The 17311-nt window shown below is 63.8% G+C and carries 14 protein-coding genes; 8 read left to right on the top strand and 6 right to left on the bottom strand.

Annotated features, from left to right (window positions below):
- Window positions 1–73 precede the first annotated feature (73 nt).
- Window positions 74–1627: a galactarate dehydratase gene (garD, locus tag LIX93_RS02310; RefSeq protein WP_226502392.1), complete on the top strand. Its 1554-nt coding sequence runs from the start codon at window positions 74–76 to the stop codon at window positions 1625–1627.
- A 202-nt stretch (window positions 1628–1829) separates the two neighbouring features.
- Window positions 1830–3089 (top strand): 3-phosphoshikimate 1-carboxyvinyltransferase, encoded by a 1260-nt coding sequence (aroA, locus tag LIX93_RS02315; RefSeq protein WP_226502393.1) that lies wholly within the window; start codon window positions 1830–1832, stop codon window positions 3087–3089.
- Between the two features lie 135 nt (window positions 3090–3224).
- Here the strand turns inward: aroA and LIX93_RS02320 are convergent, their stop codons facing one another.
- From LIX93_RS02320 to LIX93_RS02330, 3 genes are all read right to left on the bottom strand, one after another.
- Window positions 3225–5453, bottom strand: coding sequence for a xanthine dehydrogenase family protein molybdopterin-binding subunit (locus tag LIX93_RS02320; protein WP_226502394.1), 2229 nt, complete (start codon window positions 5451–5453; stop codon window positions 3225–3227).
- A 156-nt stretch (window positions 5454–5609) separates the two neighbouring features.
- Window positions 5610–6614: a xanthine dehydrogenase family protein subunit M gene (locus LIX93_RS02325; RefSeq protein ID WP_226502395.1), complete on the bottom strand. Its 1005-nt coding sequence runs from the start codon at window positions 6612–6614 to the stop codon at window positions 5610–5612.
- Window positions 6615–6624: 10 nt separating this feature from the next.
- Entirely contained in the window at window positions 6625–7203 is a 579-nt protein-coding gene (locus LIX93_RS02330; protein WP_226502838.1) for a 2Fe-2S iron-sulfur cluster-binding protein, read from the bottom strand.
- A gap of 353 nt (window positions 7204–7556) precedes the next feature.
- Between LIX93_RS02330 and ligD the strand changes: the two genes are divergently transcribed.
- The 6 genes from ligD (at window position 7557) to LIX93_RS02360 (ending at window position 14128) form a co-directional block, all read left to right on the top strand.
- On the top strand, window positions 7557–10358 hold the full coding sequence (ligD, locus tag LIX93_RS02335; protein ID WP_226502396.1) for a DNA ligase D: 2802 nt from the start codon (window positions 7557–7559) through the stop codon (window positions 10356–10358).
- Between the two features lie 93 nt (window positions 10359–10451).
- Window positions 10452–10928 (top strand): hypothetical protein, encoded by a 477-nt coding sequence (locus LIX93_RS02340; protein ID WP_226502839.1) that lies wholly within the window; start codon window positions 10452–10454, stop codon window positions 10926–10928.
- A gap of 104 nt (window positions 10929–11032) precedes the next feature.
- Complete coding sequence (locus LIX93_RS02345) at window positions 11033–12052, top strand: acyl-CoA dehydrogenase (RefSeq protein WP_226502397.1); 1020 nt, start codon at window positions 11033–11035, stop codon at window positions 12050–12052.
- The gene (locus LIX93_RS02350; RefSeq protein WP_226502398.1) at window positions 12049–12828 is read left to right on the top strand and encodes a PIG-L family deacetylase; all 780 of its coding nucleotides are present in this window, start codon (window positions 12049–12051) and stop codon (window positions 12826–12828) included. The genes LIX93_RS02345 and LIX93_RS02350 overlap by 4 nt, the downstream gene beginning before the upstream one ends.
- A gap of 11 nt (window positions 12829–12839) precedes the next feature.
- Window positions 12840–13469, top strand: a complete 630-nt coding sequence (locus LIX93_RS02355) for a class I SAM-dependent methyltransferase (protein ID WP_226502399.1) — start codon at window positions 12840–12842, stop codon at window positions 13467–13469.
- A complete protein-coding gene (locus LIX93_RS02360; protein WP_226502400.1) occupies window positions 13466–14128 on the top strand; it encodes a glycosyltransferase family A protein in 663 nt (220 codons plus the stop codon). Before LIX93_RS02355 ends, LIX93_RS02360 begins: the two co-directional genes overlap by 4 nt.
- 129 nt (window positions 14129–14257) lie before the next feature.
- Here LIX93_RS02360 and LIX93_RS02365 read toward each other — a convergent pair whose 3' ends face one another.
- The 3 genes from LIX93_RS02365 to LIX93_RS02375 all read right to left on the bottom strand — a co-directional run bounded on the left by LIX93_RS02365 (window position 14258) and on the right by LIX93_RS02375 (window position 17257).
- Window positions 14258–14518 (bottom strand): hypothetical protein, encoded by a 261-nt coding sequence (locus LIX93_RS02365; protein ID WP_226502401.1) that lies wholly within the window; start codon window positions 14516–14518, stop codon window positions 14258–14260.
- Between the two features lie 195 nt (window positions 14519–14713).
- Window positions 14714–15751, bottom strand: coding sequence for an NADP(H)-dependent aldo-keto reductase (locus LIX93_RS02370; RefSeq protein WP_226502402.1), 1038 nt, complete (start codon window positions 15749–15751; stop codon window positions 14714–14716).
- 114 nt (window positions 15752–15865) lie between these two features.
- Window positions 15866–17257: an undecaprenyl-phosphate glucose phosphotransferase gene (locus LIX93_RS02375; RefSeq protein WP_226502403.1), complete on the bottom strand. Its 1392-nt coding sequence runs from the start codon at window positions 17255–17257 to the stop codon at window positions 15866–15868.
- Window positions 17258–17311: the final 54 nt, after the last annotated feature.

Below are 17311 nucleotides of genomic sequence, written 5' to 3' on the forward strand. Positions count from 1 at the left end.
TGGAGTCGGTCAGCCTGTGGGTGACCGACGTTTCACCCGATTCAGCCTGTGCGTCGATAAAAAGGGCCAACCCATGCAACTCATCGAACATTCCGACTCTCCCCGTTATGTGCGTCTGCACGCAGACGACAACGTCGTGGTAGTGGTCAACGATCAGGGCGTCACCGAAGGCAGCCGTTTTCCCGACGGCCTGACCACTGTCGAGGGCGTCCCGCAAAGTCATAAAGTGGCGCTGGTAGACATCCCTGAGGGCGGTGCGGTGCGCCGTTACGGCCAGATCATCGGCTATGCCTTGAAAGACCTGCGCCAAGGCAGCTGGGTGCAGGAAACCCAGCTGGCGATGCCGTCCGCGCCGCCGCTGGACAGCCTGCCGATGTCCGACGCCGTGCCCGCGCCGCTGGCTGCGCTTGAAGGCTTTACCTTCGAGGGCTTTCGCAACGCCGATGGCACCGTCGGGACCCGCAACATTCTCGGCATTACCACCACCGTGCAATGCGTGACCGGCGTGCTTGATCACGCGGTCAAGCGCATCCGCGACGAACTGCTGCCCAAGTACCCCCACGTCGACGACGTCGTGGCCCTGACCCACAGCTACGGCTGCGGCGTGGCGATCAATGCGCGGGATGCCTATATCCCCATCCGTACCGTGCGCAATCTGGCGCGCAACCCGAATCTGGGTGGCGAAGCGCTGGTGATCAGCCTGGGCTGCGAGAAGCTGCAGGCCGGTCAGGTAATGCACGAAAACGACAGCTCGGTTGACCTCAGCGATCCGTGGCTGTATCGCCTTCAGGATTCCAGCCACGGCTTTGTCGAGATGATCGAGCAGATCATGGAACTGGCCGAGACGCGTCTGAAAAAACTCGACCAGCGTCGCCGCGAAACCGTCCCGGCCAGCGAGTTGATCCTGGGCATGCAGTGCGGCGGCAGCGATGCGTTTTCCGGGATCACTGCCAACCCGGCCTTGGGGTTCGCGTCGGATTTGCTGATTCGCGCGGGGGCCACGGTCATGTTCTCTGAAGTCACCGAGGTGCGCGACGCTATCTATATGCTCACCTCACGCGCCCAGGACATGGACGTGGCCCAGGCACTGGTGCGCGAGATGGACTGGTACGACCAATACCTGGAGCGTGGCGCCGCGGACCGCAGCGCCAATACCACGCCAGGCAACAAAAAGGGTGGGTTGTCGAACATCGTCGAAAAATCTCTGGGTTCGATCGTCAAATCCGGCAGCAGCGCGATCAACGCTGTGGTCGGGCCTGGCGAGCGGGTCGAACGCAAGGGGTTGATCTTCTGCGCAACGCCGGCCAGTGATTTCGTCTGTGGCACCTTGCAGCTGGCCGCCGGGATGAACCTGCATGTGTTCACCACCGGCCGCGGCACGCCGTACGGCCTGGCGATGGCACCCGTGGTCAAGGTCTCTACGCGCACCGAGCTGGCCGAGCGCTGGCCCGACCTGATCGACGTCGATGCCGGCCGTATCGCCACCGGCCGCGCGACCATCGAGGAGCTGGGCTGGGAGTTGTTCCACTACTACCTGGACGTCGCCAGCGGCCGCAAGCAGACCTGGGCCGAGCAGCATCGTCTGCACAACGATATCGTGCTGTTCAACCCTGCACCGGTGACGTGATCGGGCGGGCAGGGCGGCGCATTCGGATCAGGGCGCTGCCTTGTCACCGGGTTTTTTCTGCCGTGGGCGTCCGCCCAGTTTGCCATTTGCCCCGTAAACGCACCCTCCGTGGCACCGCTTTTTGCCTCGACCTTTTCATTAATGGCATCATGTGCGCCTTTCGCGCCGCAGGGCGCCGGTTCTGATCTGGAGAAACGCTGTCATGGGCGCGCCGCACACCGCTACCGTCATTCCGCCTGGGTTTGCCTTGCACGGCCAGGTCTCGCCGCCCGGCTCCAAGTCGATCACCAACCGCGCCTTGCTGCTGGCCGCGTTGGCCAAGGGCACCAGCCGTTTGACCGGTGCGCTCAAGAGCGACGATACCCGGCACATGTCCAACGCGCTGCGGGCCATGGGCGTGACTGTCGACGAGCCCGATGACACCACCTTCGTGGTCACCAGCACGGGTCGCCTGCAGGCGCCGAGCGAGGCGCTGTTTCTCGGCAACGCCGGTACCGCGGTACGGTTCCTGACCGCTGCTGTGGCGACGGTGGATGGCGCGGTGACCCTCGACGGTGACCACTACATGCAAAAGCGCCCGATCGGCCCGCTGCTCGACGCCCTGCGTGCGGGCGGTGTACGGGTGTCGAGTGCCACCGGCTGCCCGCCAGTATTGGTACAGGGCACCGGCACGGTGCCGGCGCGGCAGTTCGAGATCGATGGCGGCCTGTCCAGCCAGTATGTATCCGCCTTGCTGATGCTGGCGGCGTGCGGCGAGTCGGCCATCGACGTCAAACTGTCGGGCAAGGATATCGGTGCCCGTGGCTACGTCGACCTCACGCTGGCCTGCATGAAGGCCTTCGGCGCGCAGGTGGACGTGGTCGATGACACTACCTGGCGTATCGCCGCTACTGGCTACACCGCGTGCGACTACCTGATCGAGCCAGACGCCTCGGCTGCTACCTACTTGTGGGCCGCCCAGGCACTGACCGGTGGCAAGATCGACCTGGGCATTGCCGAAGCCGACTTCACTCAACCGGATGCCCAGGCCCAAGCGTTCATCGCCGCCTACCCGAACATGCCGGCCGTCATCAACGGCTCGCAGATGCAGGATGCGGTGCCGACCCTGGCCGTGCTGGCAGCGTTCAACAACACCCCGGTACGGTTCGTCGAGCTGGCCAACCTGCGGGTCAAGGAGTGCGATCGCGTTCAAGCCCTGTACGACGGACTCAACGCCATCCGCCCGGGGCTGGCAACGGTCGAAGGGGATGACTTGCTGGTGGCGGCTGATCCGGCATTGGCCGGTACGCGTTGCGATGCCTTGGTCGACACCCACAGCGATCACCGCATCGCCATGTGCTTTGCGTTGGCGGGCTTGAAAGTCAGCGGTATTCGCGTGCTCGACCCGGAATGCGTCGGCAAGACCTACCCTGAGTACTGGAACGCCTTGCGCTCGCTGGGTGTGACGGTGGAAATGGCCTGATAACGACGCCTGTCAATCCCCGTGGGAACGGGCTCTGACCGCGCATTGCAGCAATACCGCCGGTGGTTATGACGATATCCGGTGCTGCCCATGCCTTCGCGAGCAGAGTTCGCTCCCACAGTGATCAGGGTCGTGTCAGGTAGCCAATGTGGATTTCAACAAGTCCTCGATCCGCACCGGCAAATCGCGCACCACCACCCCCGTCGCATGGCGCACCGCATCGGTGATCGCCGCGCTCACTCCCGCCAGGCCGATCTCGCCGATACCCCGTGCGCCCAACGGATTGAGCGTGGTGTCCGGGTAGTCGAGAAAGGTGATGTCCACCTCCGGGGCATCGGCATGGGTAGTGACGATGTAATCCGCCAGATTGCTGTTCACCGGCTGCCCGGTGCGAGGGTCGTATTCAGTCGCCTCGAACAGCGCCATGCCCACGCCCATCATGATCGCGCCCTCGATCTGATTGCGCCCGGTACGCGGGTTGATGACCTTGCCGCCATCGATCACCGTGACCACGCGGTTGACCTTCAAACGTGCCATCTCCGGCTCCCAGGTGACCTCGACAAAATGCGCGCCGTAGGAGTGGATCGAGAACTTGTCGTCGACGTCCTTGCTGCCGGGTGTCTTGCCACTGCCGCTGATGTATTTCATCCGCGCATTGCTCAACAGCTGGCCAACCTCGATACCGCTGGCCGGGTCGCTGCCCTTGGGATAGATGCGCATCCGCGCGAAGGTCAGCGCCTCGGCCTGCATGCCATGAAACGGCGGATGTTCTTCGATCGCCACGGCAATGGCTGCGTCGATGGCCGCCTGGGTCGCTTCTTGCACCGCTGGCACCAGCGAACCGGTGGCCATCGAGCCGCCGGACATCGGCCCTGGCGGCAGGCTGCTGTCACCTATGGTCACTTCGATGCGAGTCAGCGGCAGCCCGGTCAGCTGCGCGACCATCTGCGCCACCACGGTATAGGTGCCGGTGCCGATATCCTGAGTGCCGCTCAGTACCGTGGCGCCGCCCTGGCTGTCGAACTGCACGGTCGCCTCGGCGGGCAGCGCCTTGGCCATCCAGGTGCAGGCCGCCATGCCCCAGCCGATCACCACGCCGGCGCCATTGCGCATCGAGCCCGGACGCGGATCTCGCTGCGCCCAGCCGAAACGCTCGGCACCGGTGGTCAGGCACTCGGTGAGGTGACGCGAGCTGAAGGGCGTGCCGGTGCTTTCATCGGTGGCCGGCTCATTGATCAGGCGCAGTTGCAGCGGATCGATGTTCAGCGCCACGGCCAGCTCGTTCATGCCCGATTCCAGCGCGTAGAGCCCAGGCACAGCACCCGGCCCGCGCATCGAGGTGGGCGGAGCGATGTCGCGACGAGCGAACGACCAGGCGGCGCGCAAGTTCGGCGAGCTGTACAGATACCCCGTGGCTTCGCCGCAGTTTTCCTTGTAGGTGTCCAGCCGCGCGTTGTGAAACAGGTAGTCGTGTTGCACCGACTGCAGCTTGCCACTGGCATCGGCGCTCAGGCGGATACGTTGCTGGGTGTTGGTGCGGTGGCCGACGTTGTGGAACATCATCTCGCGGTCGACCACCAGCTTGACCGGGCGCTGTAGTTGACGCGCAGCAGCCGCGGCCAGCAGCGAATGGCTCCACGGCCACAGCTTGCCGCCAAAACCCGAGCCCAGATATTCAGTGATGATGCGCATCTGCTCCGGCGCGACGCCGAGCATTTGCGCCATGACCATGCGGTGATTCATGATCGCCTGAGAGGTCTCGTAGAGCGTGAACTCCTTGCCGTTCCACAGGGCGACCGTGGCATGCAGCTCGATCGGATTGTGGGCGTGGGGTGGCGTGGTGTAGGTGTGGTTGATCTTAACTGGCGCATTGGCGAAGGCCTTGGTCACATCGCCGCGCTCAGTGTCGACCGATTCCTTTTCCTCGGCGCTCAAACGCATGGACACGTTGGCCTGGTCGGCGGCGTAGCTGACCTTGACCGCCGCGGCGCCCGCCACGGCTTGCTCGTAGGTGTTGGCCACCACCAGGGCGACGTACTGGCCATAGTAGGTGATACGGTCATCGGCCAGCGGTGGGCGGGCCTCGTCAGTCTTGCCGCCGCCACTTTGCTTGCGGTAGACCTGATCGCTGAAATTGCCGGAATGGAACACCTGAATGACACCGGGCATCTGCAGCGCTGCCCCAGGGTCGAGGGCGGTGATGCGTCCGGTGGTGATGGTCGCGGTCACGGGCACTGCGTGCACCAGGCCCGGGAAGGCGTGGTCGGAGGTGTAGCGGGCCGTGCCGGTGACTTTTTTTGGCCCGTCGATGCGGGTAAAGCCGTGGCCGATCACGGCCTCGGCGGTGTTGGATACTGGTGCCATGTGGCCTCCGAGGGTCCGCCGCTCAGGGCGAACTGAATCTTGAATGTGTGCCAGCGGTGAGGACCTTTTCGCGAGCAGGCTTTACGCCCACAGTGCGCCCAGCTCCAGCGCCGTACAGGTTGGGACCGGGCTTTGCCTGCGATGCGGCCATACGCTTCACGCCAGGGCTGCAACGTTGGCCAACGCCTGGGCGACGCAGCGCTTGGCCAGCTCGATCTTGAAGCCGTTTTCGCTCTGTGGCTGGGCGCCTTTGACGGCCGCTTCCGCCGCCAGTTGCCAGCTCGCGGCCGTGTCCGGGGCGCCGATCAATGCCTGCTCGGCAGCCGTGGCGCGCCACGGCTTGGTGCCCACGCCGCCCATGGCGATTCGTGCGTGACGCACGCGCCCGCCGTCGATCTGCAGCACCACGGCGGCCGAGGCAAGGGCGAATTCATATGAGGCGCGGTCACGCAGTTTCAAGTAGCCGGAGCGGCTACCGGAGCGCGGAGCCGGCAGCTCGACATGGGTCACCAGATCGCCCGGCTGCAATACGTTCTCCTTTTCCGGGGTATCACCCGGTACCAGGAAAAACTCGCCAATCGGCACCACGCGCTCGCCATCTCTGCCGCGAATATGCACCTGCGCCTCCAGCGCGGTCAGGGCGACATTCATGTCCGACGGATTGGTTGCGATGCAATGCTCGCTGGTGCCGAAAATCGCCAAGGTACGGTTGATGCCACCTATCGCCGCGCAACCGCTACCCGGTTCGCGCTTGTTGCAGGGGCTGTGGTTGTCACGGAAATACGTGCAACGCGTGCGCTGCAGCAGGTTGCCGCCGGTGCTGGCCATGTTGCGCAATTGCGCCGAGGCGCCGGACAGCAGCGCTTGCGAGAGCACCGCGTACTCTGCCTTGACCGCCGCGTGCTGCGCCAGGTCGCTGTTGCGCACCAGCGCACCCACCTTGAGGCCGCCGCCGCTGACGGCGCTGACCTCGGCCAGTGGCAGATGATTGATGTCGACCAACTGCTGGGGATATTCGACCCCCAGCTTCATGAGGTCGGTGAGGGTAGTGCCGCCGGCGATGAAACGCACGCTGGCGCCTTGTTGTGCGGTCTGGCTGGCAAGCCCGAGGCGGATAGCCTGTTCGGCGCTGCTGGCGCGGTTGAAAGCGAATGTCTGCATGGCGGGGGCCTCAGGCTTTGCGAGTCTGCTGGATGGCAGCGAGGATGTTGGAGTAGGCGCCGCAACGGCAGATATTGCCGCTCATGGCTTCCTTGATCTCGGCATCCGAGCCGCCGCAAGGCTCCTTGGCCAGCGCCACTGCGGACATGATCTGGCCGCTGGTGCAATAGCCGCATTGATAAGCGTCGTGCTCGACAAAGGCCGCCTGCATCGGGTGCATCTCGACTGGGGTGCCGAGGCCTTCGATGGTGGTGATTTCGTCGCCCTCGTGCATCAACGCGAAGCTCAGGCACGAGTTGACCCGCCGACCGTTGACGTGAACGGTGCAGGCGCCGCATTGGCCATGGTCGCAGCCTTTCTTGGTTCCGGTCAGGTGCAGGCGCTCGCGCAAGGCATCGAGCAGGGTGGTGCGGGGGTCGACGCGCAAGGTCTGCTGTTTGCCGTTGATCACCAGTTTGAGCGGCTGGCTGCCAGGCTCGATGGGCGCCGCGTCACGGGGATCGGCGGCGGCTTCGGCCGCCAGCCCGCTGCCAAGTGCCGCTGCGGTGCCGCTTACCCCAATGGCCTGCAGCACTGAGCGCCGCGACATGGGCAGTAGCGGGGCGCCTGCTTGAGTGCGATCCGGTTCGACGCGTTCGTGGTTCTTCTTGCTCATGCGAGCGGTCTCCATCAGTACGGTAGGGGGCTGTCTGTACCTCTAGCGGGTACTGAGCGTGCAGTTCTGCGGGAACGGGCTCTGCCCGCGAAGCACTTGATTGCGGCTGGCCAACGATGCCGTCAATAGCTTCGCGGGCAGCGCCCGCTTCCACAGATCGTGTCGCGTTGTATGTGTTGGTCACGCAAAACCGTACGGGCGTTCCATCGGATGTCGCCGATCAACGGTTTGAACTCCTGAACGGCTGCCGATTCGCATGGATATGAAGCCGACAACCGAGGTGGGCGATGAGCGAAGCGCTGCACGACTACAACCAGAAACGCAATTTCGACGCCACGCCCGAGCCTGCAGGCAGTGCCCGACGCAGCAAGGGCAAGAAGGGCGGCCATGCCTTGCAGTTCTGCATCCAGAAGCATGACGCGAGCCATCTGCACTATGATTTTCGTCTGGAACTGGACGGCACCATGAAGAGCTGGGCGGTGCCCAAGGGCCCTTCACTGGACCCGAAAGCCAAGCGCCTGGCGGTGCATGTCGAGGATCACCCGCTCGACTACGCGACCTTCGAAGGCCACATCCCCGAGGGCCACTACGGCGCAGGCGACGTGATCGTCTGGGACCGTGGCGTGTGGATTCCCGAGGGCGATCCGCAGCAGGGCTACGCCAAGGGCAAGCTCAAGTTCAGCCTGCAGGGCGAGAAGCTGGGGGGGCTGTGGAATCTGGTGCGTACCCATATGCCGGGTCGCAAGCAGCAGTGGTTTCTGATCAAGCATCAGGACGAACAGGCGCGCTCGCTGGACGACTACGACGTGCTGATCGCCGAGCCCGACAGCGTGCTGAGCGACCGCACCTTGGTGCCGAAGGAGCGCGGCAACGGCAAGCGCGCAGCCGCCAAGCCCGATGCCCATGACACAGATAAATCGAGCGCCAAGGCCAGCAGCAATGCCAAGTCCAGTACCAGGACCAAGACAGCCAAGGCACCCAAGGCGCAGTCTGTGCCCCAAGCCCCGGAGCCTGACACCGCCGCCAAACCTATCGCCACCCCGTCCGCCGCACCACGCCGCAGCCGCAGCGGCAAACTCGAAGGCGCCCGCAAGGCACCCCTGCCGACCAGCCTCAAGCCGCAACTCGCCACCCTGGTCGACTCGGCGCCTGCCAGTGGCGACTGGCGCTACGAGATCAAGTTCGATGGCTACCGGGTGCTGGCGCGCATCGAGGGCGACGAGGTGCGACTGTTCACCCGTAATGGCCACGACTGGACGGCTAAGATGGCGCATCAGGCGCAGGCCTTGGCCGAGCTTGGCCTGAGTTCCGGCTGGCTCGACGGCGAAATGGTGGTGGCCAACGAGCACGGCGTGCCGGACTTTCAGGCGCTGCAAAACGCTTTTGAAAGTGAGCGCAGTGAACAGATCGTTTATTACCTGTTCGACGCCCCGTACCTCAATGGCATGGACCTCACCGAGGTGCCAGTGGAACAACGCCGTGCAGCGCTGAAAAAACTGCTCAAGACTCACACGAGTGACACGCTGCGCTTCTCGGACGATTTTGACGAGGGTGCCGCCTCGCTGCTGGACAGCGCGTGCCAGATGCAGATGGAAGGGCTGATTGGCAAACGCGTCGGCAGCGCCTATCGCTCTCGGCGCAGCCAAGACTGGATCAAGCTCAAGTGCAAACATCGTCAGGAATTCGTGGTGGTCGGCTATACCGAGCCGAAGGGCAGCCGCAGCGGTTTCGGTGCGTTGCTGCTGGGCCTGCACGATCAGGACAGCGGCGAGTTGCGCTACGCCGGCAAGGTCGGCACAGGGTTCAGCGAGGCGACGTTGCGCTCGATTCTGCAGCGTCTGGAGCCGCTCGAGCGCCGCACCCAAGCCGTCGCCAACCCGCCGACGGGTGCCGATGCCCGAGGCGTGCACTGGTTGGAGCCCAGCTTGCTGGCCGAAGTGGCCTATGCCGAGATGACCCGCGACGGGGTGGTGCGCCATTCGGTCTTCCATGGCCTGCGCGACGACAAGCCGGCGCGGGATATCACCGCTGAAACGCCCGCTGCGGAAGCTGTGGCAGCGGCCTCTGCCCGCGAAGCATCTGAATCTTCACAGCGCACACAGCGCAGCGGGCACAGCCCGCTCCCACACAAAAGCGGCAGCAGCAAAGGCAAAAGCAGCAAAGGCAAAAGCAGCAAAGGCAAAAGCAGCAAAGGCAAAGCCGACAGCAGCCACCTAGTGCGCATCACCCACCCTGATCGCATCATCGATGCCAGCAGCGGCACCACCAAGCAGCAGCTCGCCGAATACTACGCCAGCGTCGCCCCCTGGCTGCTCCCGCAACTCAAGGACCGGCCGGTCGCATTGGTCCGCGCGCCGGACGGCATCTCAGGCGAACTGTTCTTCCAGAAAAACGCCGGTCAACTGGCCATCGACGAGCTGCAGCACTACGACAAGGCCGAAGCCGGGCAGGCGTGCATGGTGATCAATTCCCCCAAGGCGCTGATCGGCGCGATTCAGATGGGCACCGTCGAACTGCACACCTGGAACGCCACCAGCGCTGACTTCGCCCACCCGGACCGCTTCGTCCTGGACCTCGATCCGGACCCGGCGCTGCCCTGGAAGGCCATGATCGAGGCGACGCAGCTGACCCTGACTGTTCTTGATGAGCTGGGCCTCACATCGTTTCTCAAGACCAGCGGTGGCAAGGGTATCCATATCGTCGTGCCGCTCAAGCCCCAGGCCGACTGGGACAGCGTCAAGGATTTCAGCCACGCCATCGTCAACCATATCGCCAAGCTGGTACCTGAACGCTTCTCGGCAGTGTCCGGCCCCAAGAACCGTGTCGGCAAGATCTTCATCGACTACCTGCGCAACGGCCTGGGCGCGACCACCGCCTGTGCCTACGCCGCGCGAGCACGCGAAGGCCTGGCGGTCTCGGTGCCGATTGAACGCGATGAAGTTGCGCAGCTCAAAGGTGCCAGCGAGTGGAACATACACAACGTGCACGAACGTCTGGCCGAGCTGCGGGACGACCCTTGGGCAGACTTCGACAAGTGTCGCCAACGCATCACGGCCACCATGCGCAAGCGCCTGGGGCTCAAGGCGTGAGCGTCATCCATCTGGCCTTGATCAAAAGAGAAACCCGTGTCGAAGATCATCACCGAAACTGTGGCACCCCCTAACGATAGCAACGCCGCCCATATGTTCGGCTCGGCGAAGGACCGCCTGGATTTCTACCGCAAGGAAATCCATTACGAAACCGCGCTGCTGTCCAACCGCACCAACGCCTACCTGTCGGCGCAGTCGTTCATGGTTATCGCGTTCGCGTCGTCGATGGCCAACCTCAATCCCGAGTGGGGCAAGCTTTTTACCTTGTTCGTGCCGCCCCTGCTGGCGCTGCTGGGCATCGTCAGTTCGTTGCACGCCTGGCCAGGCATCCGCGCCGCCTACGACATCATCGACCATTGGCATTTCAAGCAAAGCCAGCTGTTAAGCAGCGAGCCGATCATGGGCATGGCCTACGACGACTCGCCGCTGTTCAGCAGCCACGAGTCCACCGAAAAAGGCTACGCCAAGTCGCTGCTGTTCTCGCTGCGCACGCCTTGGCTGTTTTCGATTTTCTGGGCCGTGCTGGGGGTGTTTGCCCTCTATGTACAGTTCGGCAATCCGGGTGTCTGAAGTCGACGAAATAGATTGAACCCCGATGACGTGAGGATGCCGTAATTCAACAGGCCCGACATTGCGTGGCCGCGATGCGATTCACAAGGACAGGTGCACGAACCATGAATAGTCAGCTCCCCAAGGACGCGCTTAGCGACTTCGCCCAACGGCCGATTGCGCTCAGTGTCGATGAAAGCCTGCGCCAGGCCATGCTGCGCTGTATCGATCAACGGCTCACCGAGCTGCCGCTGCCGGGTGACGGCGACACCTTGGGGCGCTGGCAGGTGTTGGCCAAGGTGGCGGGCATCGATCTGGCGCTGCTCAAATTGTTCGAAGGTCATACCGATGCCGTCGCCATTCTCGAAGAGCTCGGCGCCAGCGACCTGCAGGCGCCAGGTATCTGGGGGGTGTGGGCCGCCGAGCCGCCTGATGCCAGAGTGCGGATTACCGAACGCAGCCCCGCCGGCGTGCGCCTGGAGGGCCGCAAGGCCTGGTGTTCGGGCGCACTGCAGGTCGATCACGCGCTGTTGACCGCCTGGGATGAGCAGGATGAGCCACAGCTGGTAGCGGTCAAGCTCGATCAGCCGGGCGTGCGCCGTTCAGAGCAGGGTTGGCAGGCGGTGGGCATGGCCCATACCGCCAGTGTCGATGTGCATTTTGACCACGCGCCGGCCTGCCCCGTAGGCGCCAGCGGTGAATACCTCAGCCGCCCGGGCTTCTGGCAGGGCGGAGCCGGTATTGCTGCGGCCTGGTATGGCGCGGCTCAGGCGCTGGGAGAATACCTGCGCAGCAGTCGTGGACGCAGCGACCCGCACGCCGATGCTCACCTGGGGGCCGTGGACGCGGCCTTGTACGGCGCGGCGTCGGCCTTGCGCGAATGCGCGGCGTGGATCGATGCCTATCCATTCGATAATGCTCAACTGGCAGTGCAACGTGTCCGAGCGCACGTGGAGGCAGCGGTCGAAACCGTGCTCCACCACGTCGGTCGCGCGCTGGGGGCGGGGCCTTATTGCCGAAATCCGCACTTCGCCCGATTGATCGCCGACTTGCCGGTGTTCATCCGCCAAAGTCATGCCGAACGCGATCTGGCGGGCCTTGGCCGGCTGGTCGCGGCGCAGCCTGCCGGGGAGTGGTCGCTATGAGCCGTGCCAACGTACAGTCCGTGGATGCCCCGTTCGGCGTGGTCGGCACACCCCTGCGGGACTGGCAGGCGAGCCGGGCGCTGCGCAGGGCTGCGGTGGTGTCCATCGACGAGCTGATTCCCCCGGGCGCGCGGCTGGTGGTAGTCGCGCCGCATCCGGACGACGAGATTCTTGCCTGTGGCGGCTTGCTGGCGGCCATGGCCGAACGAGTGGCAGACGTACATTTGATATCGGTAACGGACGGCGACGCTAGCCATCCAGGCTCCCAGCAATGGCCGGTAGCACGCCTGCGTGCCCAGCGGCGGGTCGAGAGCGAATGCGCCCTGGCGCGCCTTGGCCTGGATCTGTCACGCCTGAGCTGGCAGCGTCTGGCGTTGCCCGATGCCCGTGTCGCCGAGCATGAAGCGGCGCTGGTGCGTGCCATCAGCGGTAGCCTGCACGCTGGTGACTACGTGCTGGCGACCTGGTGCCATGACGGCCACGGTGACCACGAAGCAGTGGGCCGCGCCGCAGCTCAGGCGGCGCGAGAGCAGGGTGCGACTCTGCTGGAGGTGCCGGTCTGGGCCTGGCACTGGGCCCATCCGGAAGACCCGCGGCTGCCCTGGGGGCGAGCCCGCAAGTTGCTGCTCAACGACGATCAGCTTGAACGCAAGCGCGAAGCCATTCGCGCCCACACCAGCCAACTGCATGATGACCCCAGTACCGGCGCGCCGCCAGTTCTTGACCGCGCCACATTGGAGCGGCTGCTGCAGCCCTTTGAATTGGTCTTTACCTGAGTGATGCCGATATGAGTGATGCTGCCATAAGAGATGCCACCGCAAGCGTGCCCGCCGAGTACTTCGATCAGATGTTCGCCGCCAGTGATGACCCTTGGGCCTTTCGCACCCGCTGGTATGAGCAGCGCAAGCGCGACCTGACCATGGCCGCCCTGCCGCGTCAGCGTTATGAGCGCGTATTCGAACCGGCCTGTGCCAACGGCGAGCTTAGCGTGCTGCTGGCCGAGCGCAGCGAGTCGTTGCTGTGCATGGACCTGAGCAGTGACGCGGTGCGCCTGGCGGCGGCAAGGCTGCGTGAATATTCCGCTGTCGAAGTGGTTCAGGGGCGTTTGCCAGGTGATTGGCCCGGCGGCGAGTTCGACCTGATCGTGCTCAGCGAAGTGGCGTATTACCTGTCGCCTGCCGACCTCGCGGCTTTGATCGATCGAGCGGTTGCCAGTCTCAGTCCCGGCGGTGCGCTACTCGCTTGTCACTGGTTGCACCCCATCGACGGCTGCCCGCAGGATGGCCGGCAGGTGCATGCCATGCTCGATGCGAAGCTGCCGCTGCATCGCGCGGTGCGCCATGAAGAGGCGGATTTTCTCTTGGAATTCTGGTGCGTACAGCCTTGCGCGATCGATCTCGATGAGGAAGCGCTATGATCGGCGTTATCGTCCCCGCCCATAACGAGCAGGATCTCCTGCCGTATTGCCTCGAGTCCCTGCATATCGCCGCCCGTCATCCGGGCCTCGGCGGCGAAGCCGTGGAGATCCTCGTGGTGCTGGACAGCTGCGATGACCAGTCGGGCAAGGTCGCGCGCGGCTTCGATGCGCTGACCCTGTCGATCAGCGCGCGCAACGTCGGCCATGCACGACGGGTGGGCGCTGCGTGCATGCTGTCACGGGGTGCGCGCTGGCTGGCCTGCACCGACGCCGACAGCCAGGTGCCCGCCGACTGGCTGATGCAGCAATTGGCGTTCAAGGCCGATGTGGTCTGTGGCACGGTGCAGGTGCTGGATTGGGAGAACCACGGCGTGGATATCCAGGCGCGGTATCTGGATGGCTATCAAGCCCGTGAGGACCACCGGCACATCCATGGCGCCAATCTGGGGATCTGTGCCAAGGCTTACCGTCGCGCCGGGGGCTTCAAGCCGCTCACGGCGCACGAGGATGTCGGTTTGGTGCAGGCGTTGGAGCGCAGTGGGGCGAAGATCGTCTGGACGGCACTCAACAGTGTGAGCACCAGCGCCCGTTCCGATCCACGGGCGCGGGAGGGGTTTGGGGATTATCTGAAATCGCTGGCGGTGGCGGCGGTGGTCTGAATCCGGTGGCGGGCATGCGGCCTCTTGGCGGCAAGCCCTGCTCCACAGCTACGACTCAACATCGTCTGACACCGTGGGAGCAACGCTTACCCGCGAAGGCGCCCGCAAAAGCGCCACCGCACCCGCGCATCAAACATCAATCTGCAATTCCAGATCCCCATTATCCAACCGCCGCGCATGGGCAAGGCTGCCGCTCAAGCGGCGTTCGGGGGAGAGGGTAATGACCAGCGAGTGGGCTTTGTGCAAGTCGTCCGGCACGGGGGCCAGCACCTGTACCTGAAAGGCGCCCGGAGTGATGGGCGTGATGATGACGTCACAGTCGACGCTTTTGGGGATAGGCCCGAACAGCGTGCCATGTGCGTAGTCGAGGCGGGCAGGGGTAGCGGTCATGGCGCGGTCCTCGCGAAATCACAGCGTTATCACTGTGAGACCGCGAGCGGCGCAGGAGTTTCAATCCAATCCTGTCGCGAGGGAGCTTGCTCCCGATGGATAAGTCAGCGCACCGATGCGCTGGCTGATACTTCCGATCGTGGGCAAAGCCCCTCGCTGCATTGGCCTTATTGCACCCGGTTCGACAGACAGGCCTTATGGCGCTGGGTTCGGTTGTTCGACGTGGATCGCTTCCAGCCCGGCCAGCACTTCTGGCGACAACACCAGATCGATGCTCTTCAGGTTGCTTTCCAACTGCTCCAGCGTCGTGGCACCAATGATGTTGCTGGTCACGAATGGCTGCCCGGTGACGAACGCCAAGGCCATCTGGGCCGGGTCCAGCCCATGTTCGCGGGCTAGCGCCACATAGGCTGCGGCGGCGCGGTCGGTCTGCGGGTTGTTGTAACGCTGGAAGCGATCGAACAGGGTCAAACGGCCCTTGGCTGGACGCGCACCATTGAGGTATTTGCCCGCCAGCACACCGAAGGCCAGCGGCGAATACGCCAACAGGCCGATCTGCTCGCGAATGGCGATTTCAGCCAGGCCCACTTCGAAGCTGCGGTTGACCAGGTTGTAGGGGTTCTGGATCGATACAGCCCGCGGCCAGCCACGGGTTTCGGCCAGGTGCAGGAAGCGCTGAGTGCCCCATGGGGTCTCGTTGGACAAACCGATATGGCGGATCTTGCCGGCCTTGACCTGCTCGTCGAGCACCTCGAGCGTCTCCTCGATGGCGGTGAACTCGTCTTCCAGATGATGCTGGTAGTTGAGTTGCCCGAAGAAGTTGGTCTTGCGATCAGGCCAATGCAACTGGTACAGGTCCAGGTAATCGGTGTTCAGGCGCTTGAGGCTGGCATCCAGCGCAGCGGGGATGTTCTTGCGGTCGAGCCGTGGATTGCCGTCGCGGATGTGGGCCATACGGCCGGGGCCGGCGACCTTGCTGGCGAGGATCCAGTCGGCACGGTCGCCATGCTGCTTGAAGTATTCACCGATATAGCGCTCGGTGGTCGCGTAGGTCTCGCCGTTGGGCGGTACCGGATACATCTCGGCGGTGTCCATGAAATTGACACCGGCGGCCTTGGCCAGACGGATCTGTTCGAAGGCTTCGGCCTGGGTGTTCTGCTCACCCCAGGTCATGGTACCGAGGGCGATGGCGCTGACGTTGATATCCGTCTTGCCAAGGGGACGAAACTGCATGACTGGCTTCCTTATGGATAGGCGTTTTTCAGCCCCAAACCATAGTGGAATGGGGCATTCAACGCCAGTGAAAACCAGTCTACGCGCCGGTGGGCGTCCTGCCACTTTGGCATATCAATAGATATTTTTCGAAAACAGTGTGAACGGCGTCTTCACCAGGATCTTGATGTCCAGCCACAACGACCACTGGTTGATGTAGTTCAGGTCCTGGGCCACGCGTTGCTGCATCTTTTCCAACGTCTCGGTCTCGCCGCGGTGCCCAGTGATCTGGGCCAGCCCGGTGATGCCGGGTTTGAGGCGGTGGCGGGCCATGTAGGCTTCGACCTTGCCGGTGTAATACAGGTTGTGGGTCACAGCATGCGGGCGCGGGCCGACCAGGGCCATCTCGCCGAACAGCACGTTGAACAACTGCGGCAATTCATCGATAGAGCTGCGACGCAGAAAGGCGCCAACGCGGGTAATGCGGTCATCGGTGCGGGTGGCCTGGCGTACTTCGCTGTCGTCATGCACGCGCATCGAGCGGAATTTCCACACCTTGATCACTTCACCGTTACAACCGTGGCGATTCTGCTTGAACAGCACCGGGCCAGGGGAGGACAGCTTGACCGCAATGGATGCGCCGATCAGCAGCGGGCTGAGAGCAACGATTGCCAGCGCGGCCAGGGTGCGTTCCATCAATTCCTTGCCCAGCAGGGCGGCAGGGTGGGAACTGATCGGGCTTTCGTTGAGGTAAATGGCCGGCATCCGTTCGATCTCGGAAATCGACTGGTTGAGCAGCATCATACTGCCGAAGTCCGGAATCCAGACCACGTCGACGCTCATGTCCAGCAGGTCGATGTACAGGCCTTCGATGGTCGCCAGTTGCGCCAGCGGCAGGGCGATGTACACGCGCCGGACCTCTTCGCGCACGATGATATCGCGCAACTCGTCGACATTGCCGAGCAGCGGCAAGGTAGTAGGCACCAGGCCGTTTTCGCCGGAGGCAGCGATAAAGCCGATGACCGGCACGCGGTTGGGCGTTGTCAGTTTTTTCGCCAGCGCATCGGCCATGGGGCTGATGCCGATGATCACCGAACGACGCTCATTGCGTACCTTGCGCGAGTGCATACGCGCCAGATAGTGCAGCGGCAGGAAGCTGGCCACTTGCGCCAGATAGCCCAGCCCGACCCAGAGCATGATCACTTGGCGGGAAAACACTGCGGTGGTCTGGGTCAGGAAGGCAATGGCGATCAACGCGCCGAGCAGGCTCATCCAACCCGCCAGCAAGCGGCCCATGCCCGACAGGATGCCGTGACGTTTGTGGTAGACCTGCAGGAAGCTGTAGGCCGGCACTGAACCCAGCACGGTCAGAATCATCGCCACGCGGTATTCGCTGGCGACGGTGCCGACCTGATCCCACACCAGCATGATCAGCACCAGATTGGCCAAGGCCATGCCGCAGGCCCATTGGCTCCAGAAAGTCAGGCCTTTGCGGTGTGTTGCGCGACTTGTGTATTGCGAAGTCATAGTCTGGTCTCCGACACGTAGGGCTGTCCTGATCACGGCGCACAAAATTGCGCG

It is taken from the genome of Pseudomonas sp. MWU16-30317, from assembly GCF_020515695.1.
Lineage (GTDB): Bacteria > Pseudomonadota > Gammaproteobacteria > Pseudomonadales > Pseudomonadaceae > Aquipseudomonas.

Excerpts from the sequence above, each read along its gene's own strand:
- LIX93_RS02350 (WP_226502398.1), top strand. The coding sequence starts at position 12,049 with ATGAGCCGTGCCAACGTACAGTCCGTGGATGCCCCGTTCGGCGTGGTC.
- garD (WP_226502392.1), top strand. The coding sequence starts at position 74 with ATGCAACTCATCGAACATTCCGACTCTCCCCGTTATGTGCGTCTGCAC.
- LIX93_RS02330 (WP_226502838.1), bottom strand. The coding sequence starts at position 7,203 with ATGTCGCGGCGCTCAGTGCTGCAGGCCATTGGGGTAAGCGGCACCGCA.
- LIX93_RS02320 (WP_226502394.1), bottom strand. The coding sequence starts at position 5,453 with ATGGCACCAGTATCCAACACCGCCGAGGCCGTGATCGGCCACGGCTTT.
- LIX93_RS02355 (WP_226502399.1), top strand. The coding sequence starts at position 12,840 with ATGAGTGATGCTGCCATAAGAGATGCCACCGCAAGCGTGCCCGCCGAG.
- LIX93_RS02375 (WP_226502403.1), bottom strand. The coding sequence starts at position 17,257 with ATGACTTCGCAATACACAAGTCGCGCAACACACCGCAAAGGCCTGACT.
- LIX93_RS02325 (WP_226502395.1), bottom strand. The coding sequence starts at position 6,614 with ATGCAGACATTCGCTTTCAACCGCGCCAGCAGCGCCGAACAGGCTATC.
- LIX93_RS02365 (WP_226502401.1), bottom strand. The coding sequence starts at position 14,518 with ATGACCGCTACCCCTGCCCGCCTCGACTACGCACATGGCACGCTGTTC.
- LIX93_RS02360 (WP_226502400.1), top strand. The coding sequence starts at position 13,466 with ATGATCGGCGTTATCGTCCCCGCCCATAACGAGCAGGATCTCCTGCCG.
- LIX93_RS02345 (WP_226502397.1), top strand. The coding sequence starts at position 11,033 with ATGAATAGTCAGCTCCCCAAGGACGCGCTTAGCGACTTCGCCCAACGG.
- ligD (WP_226502396.1), top strand. The coding sequence starts at position 7,557 with ATGAGCGAAGCGCTGCACGACTACAACCAGAAACGCAATTTCGACGCC.
- aroA (WP_226502393.1), top strand. The coding sequence starts at position 1,830 with ATGGGCGCGCCGCACACCGCTACCGTCATTCCGCCTGGGTTTGCCTTG.
- LIX93_RS02370 (WP_226502402.1), bottom strand. The coding sequence starts at position 15,751 with ATGCAGTTTCGTCCCCTTGGCAAGACGGATATCAACGTCAGCGCCATC.
- LIX93_RS02340 (WP_226502839.1), top strand. The coding sequence starts at position 10,452 with ATGTTCGGCTCGGCGAAGGACCGCCTGGATTTCTACCGCAAGGAAATC.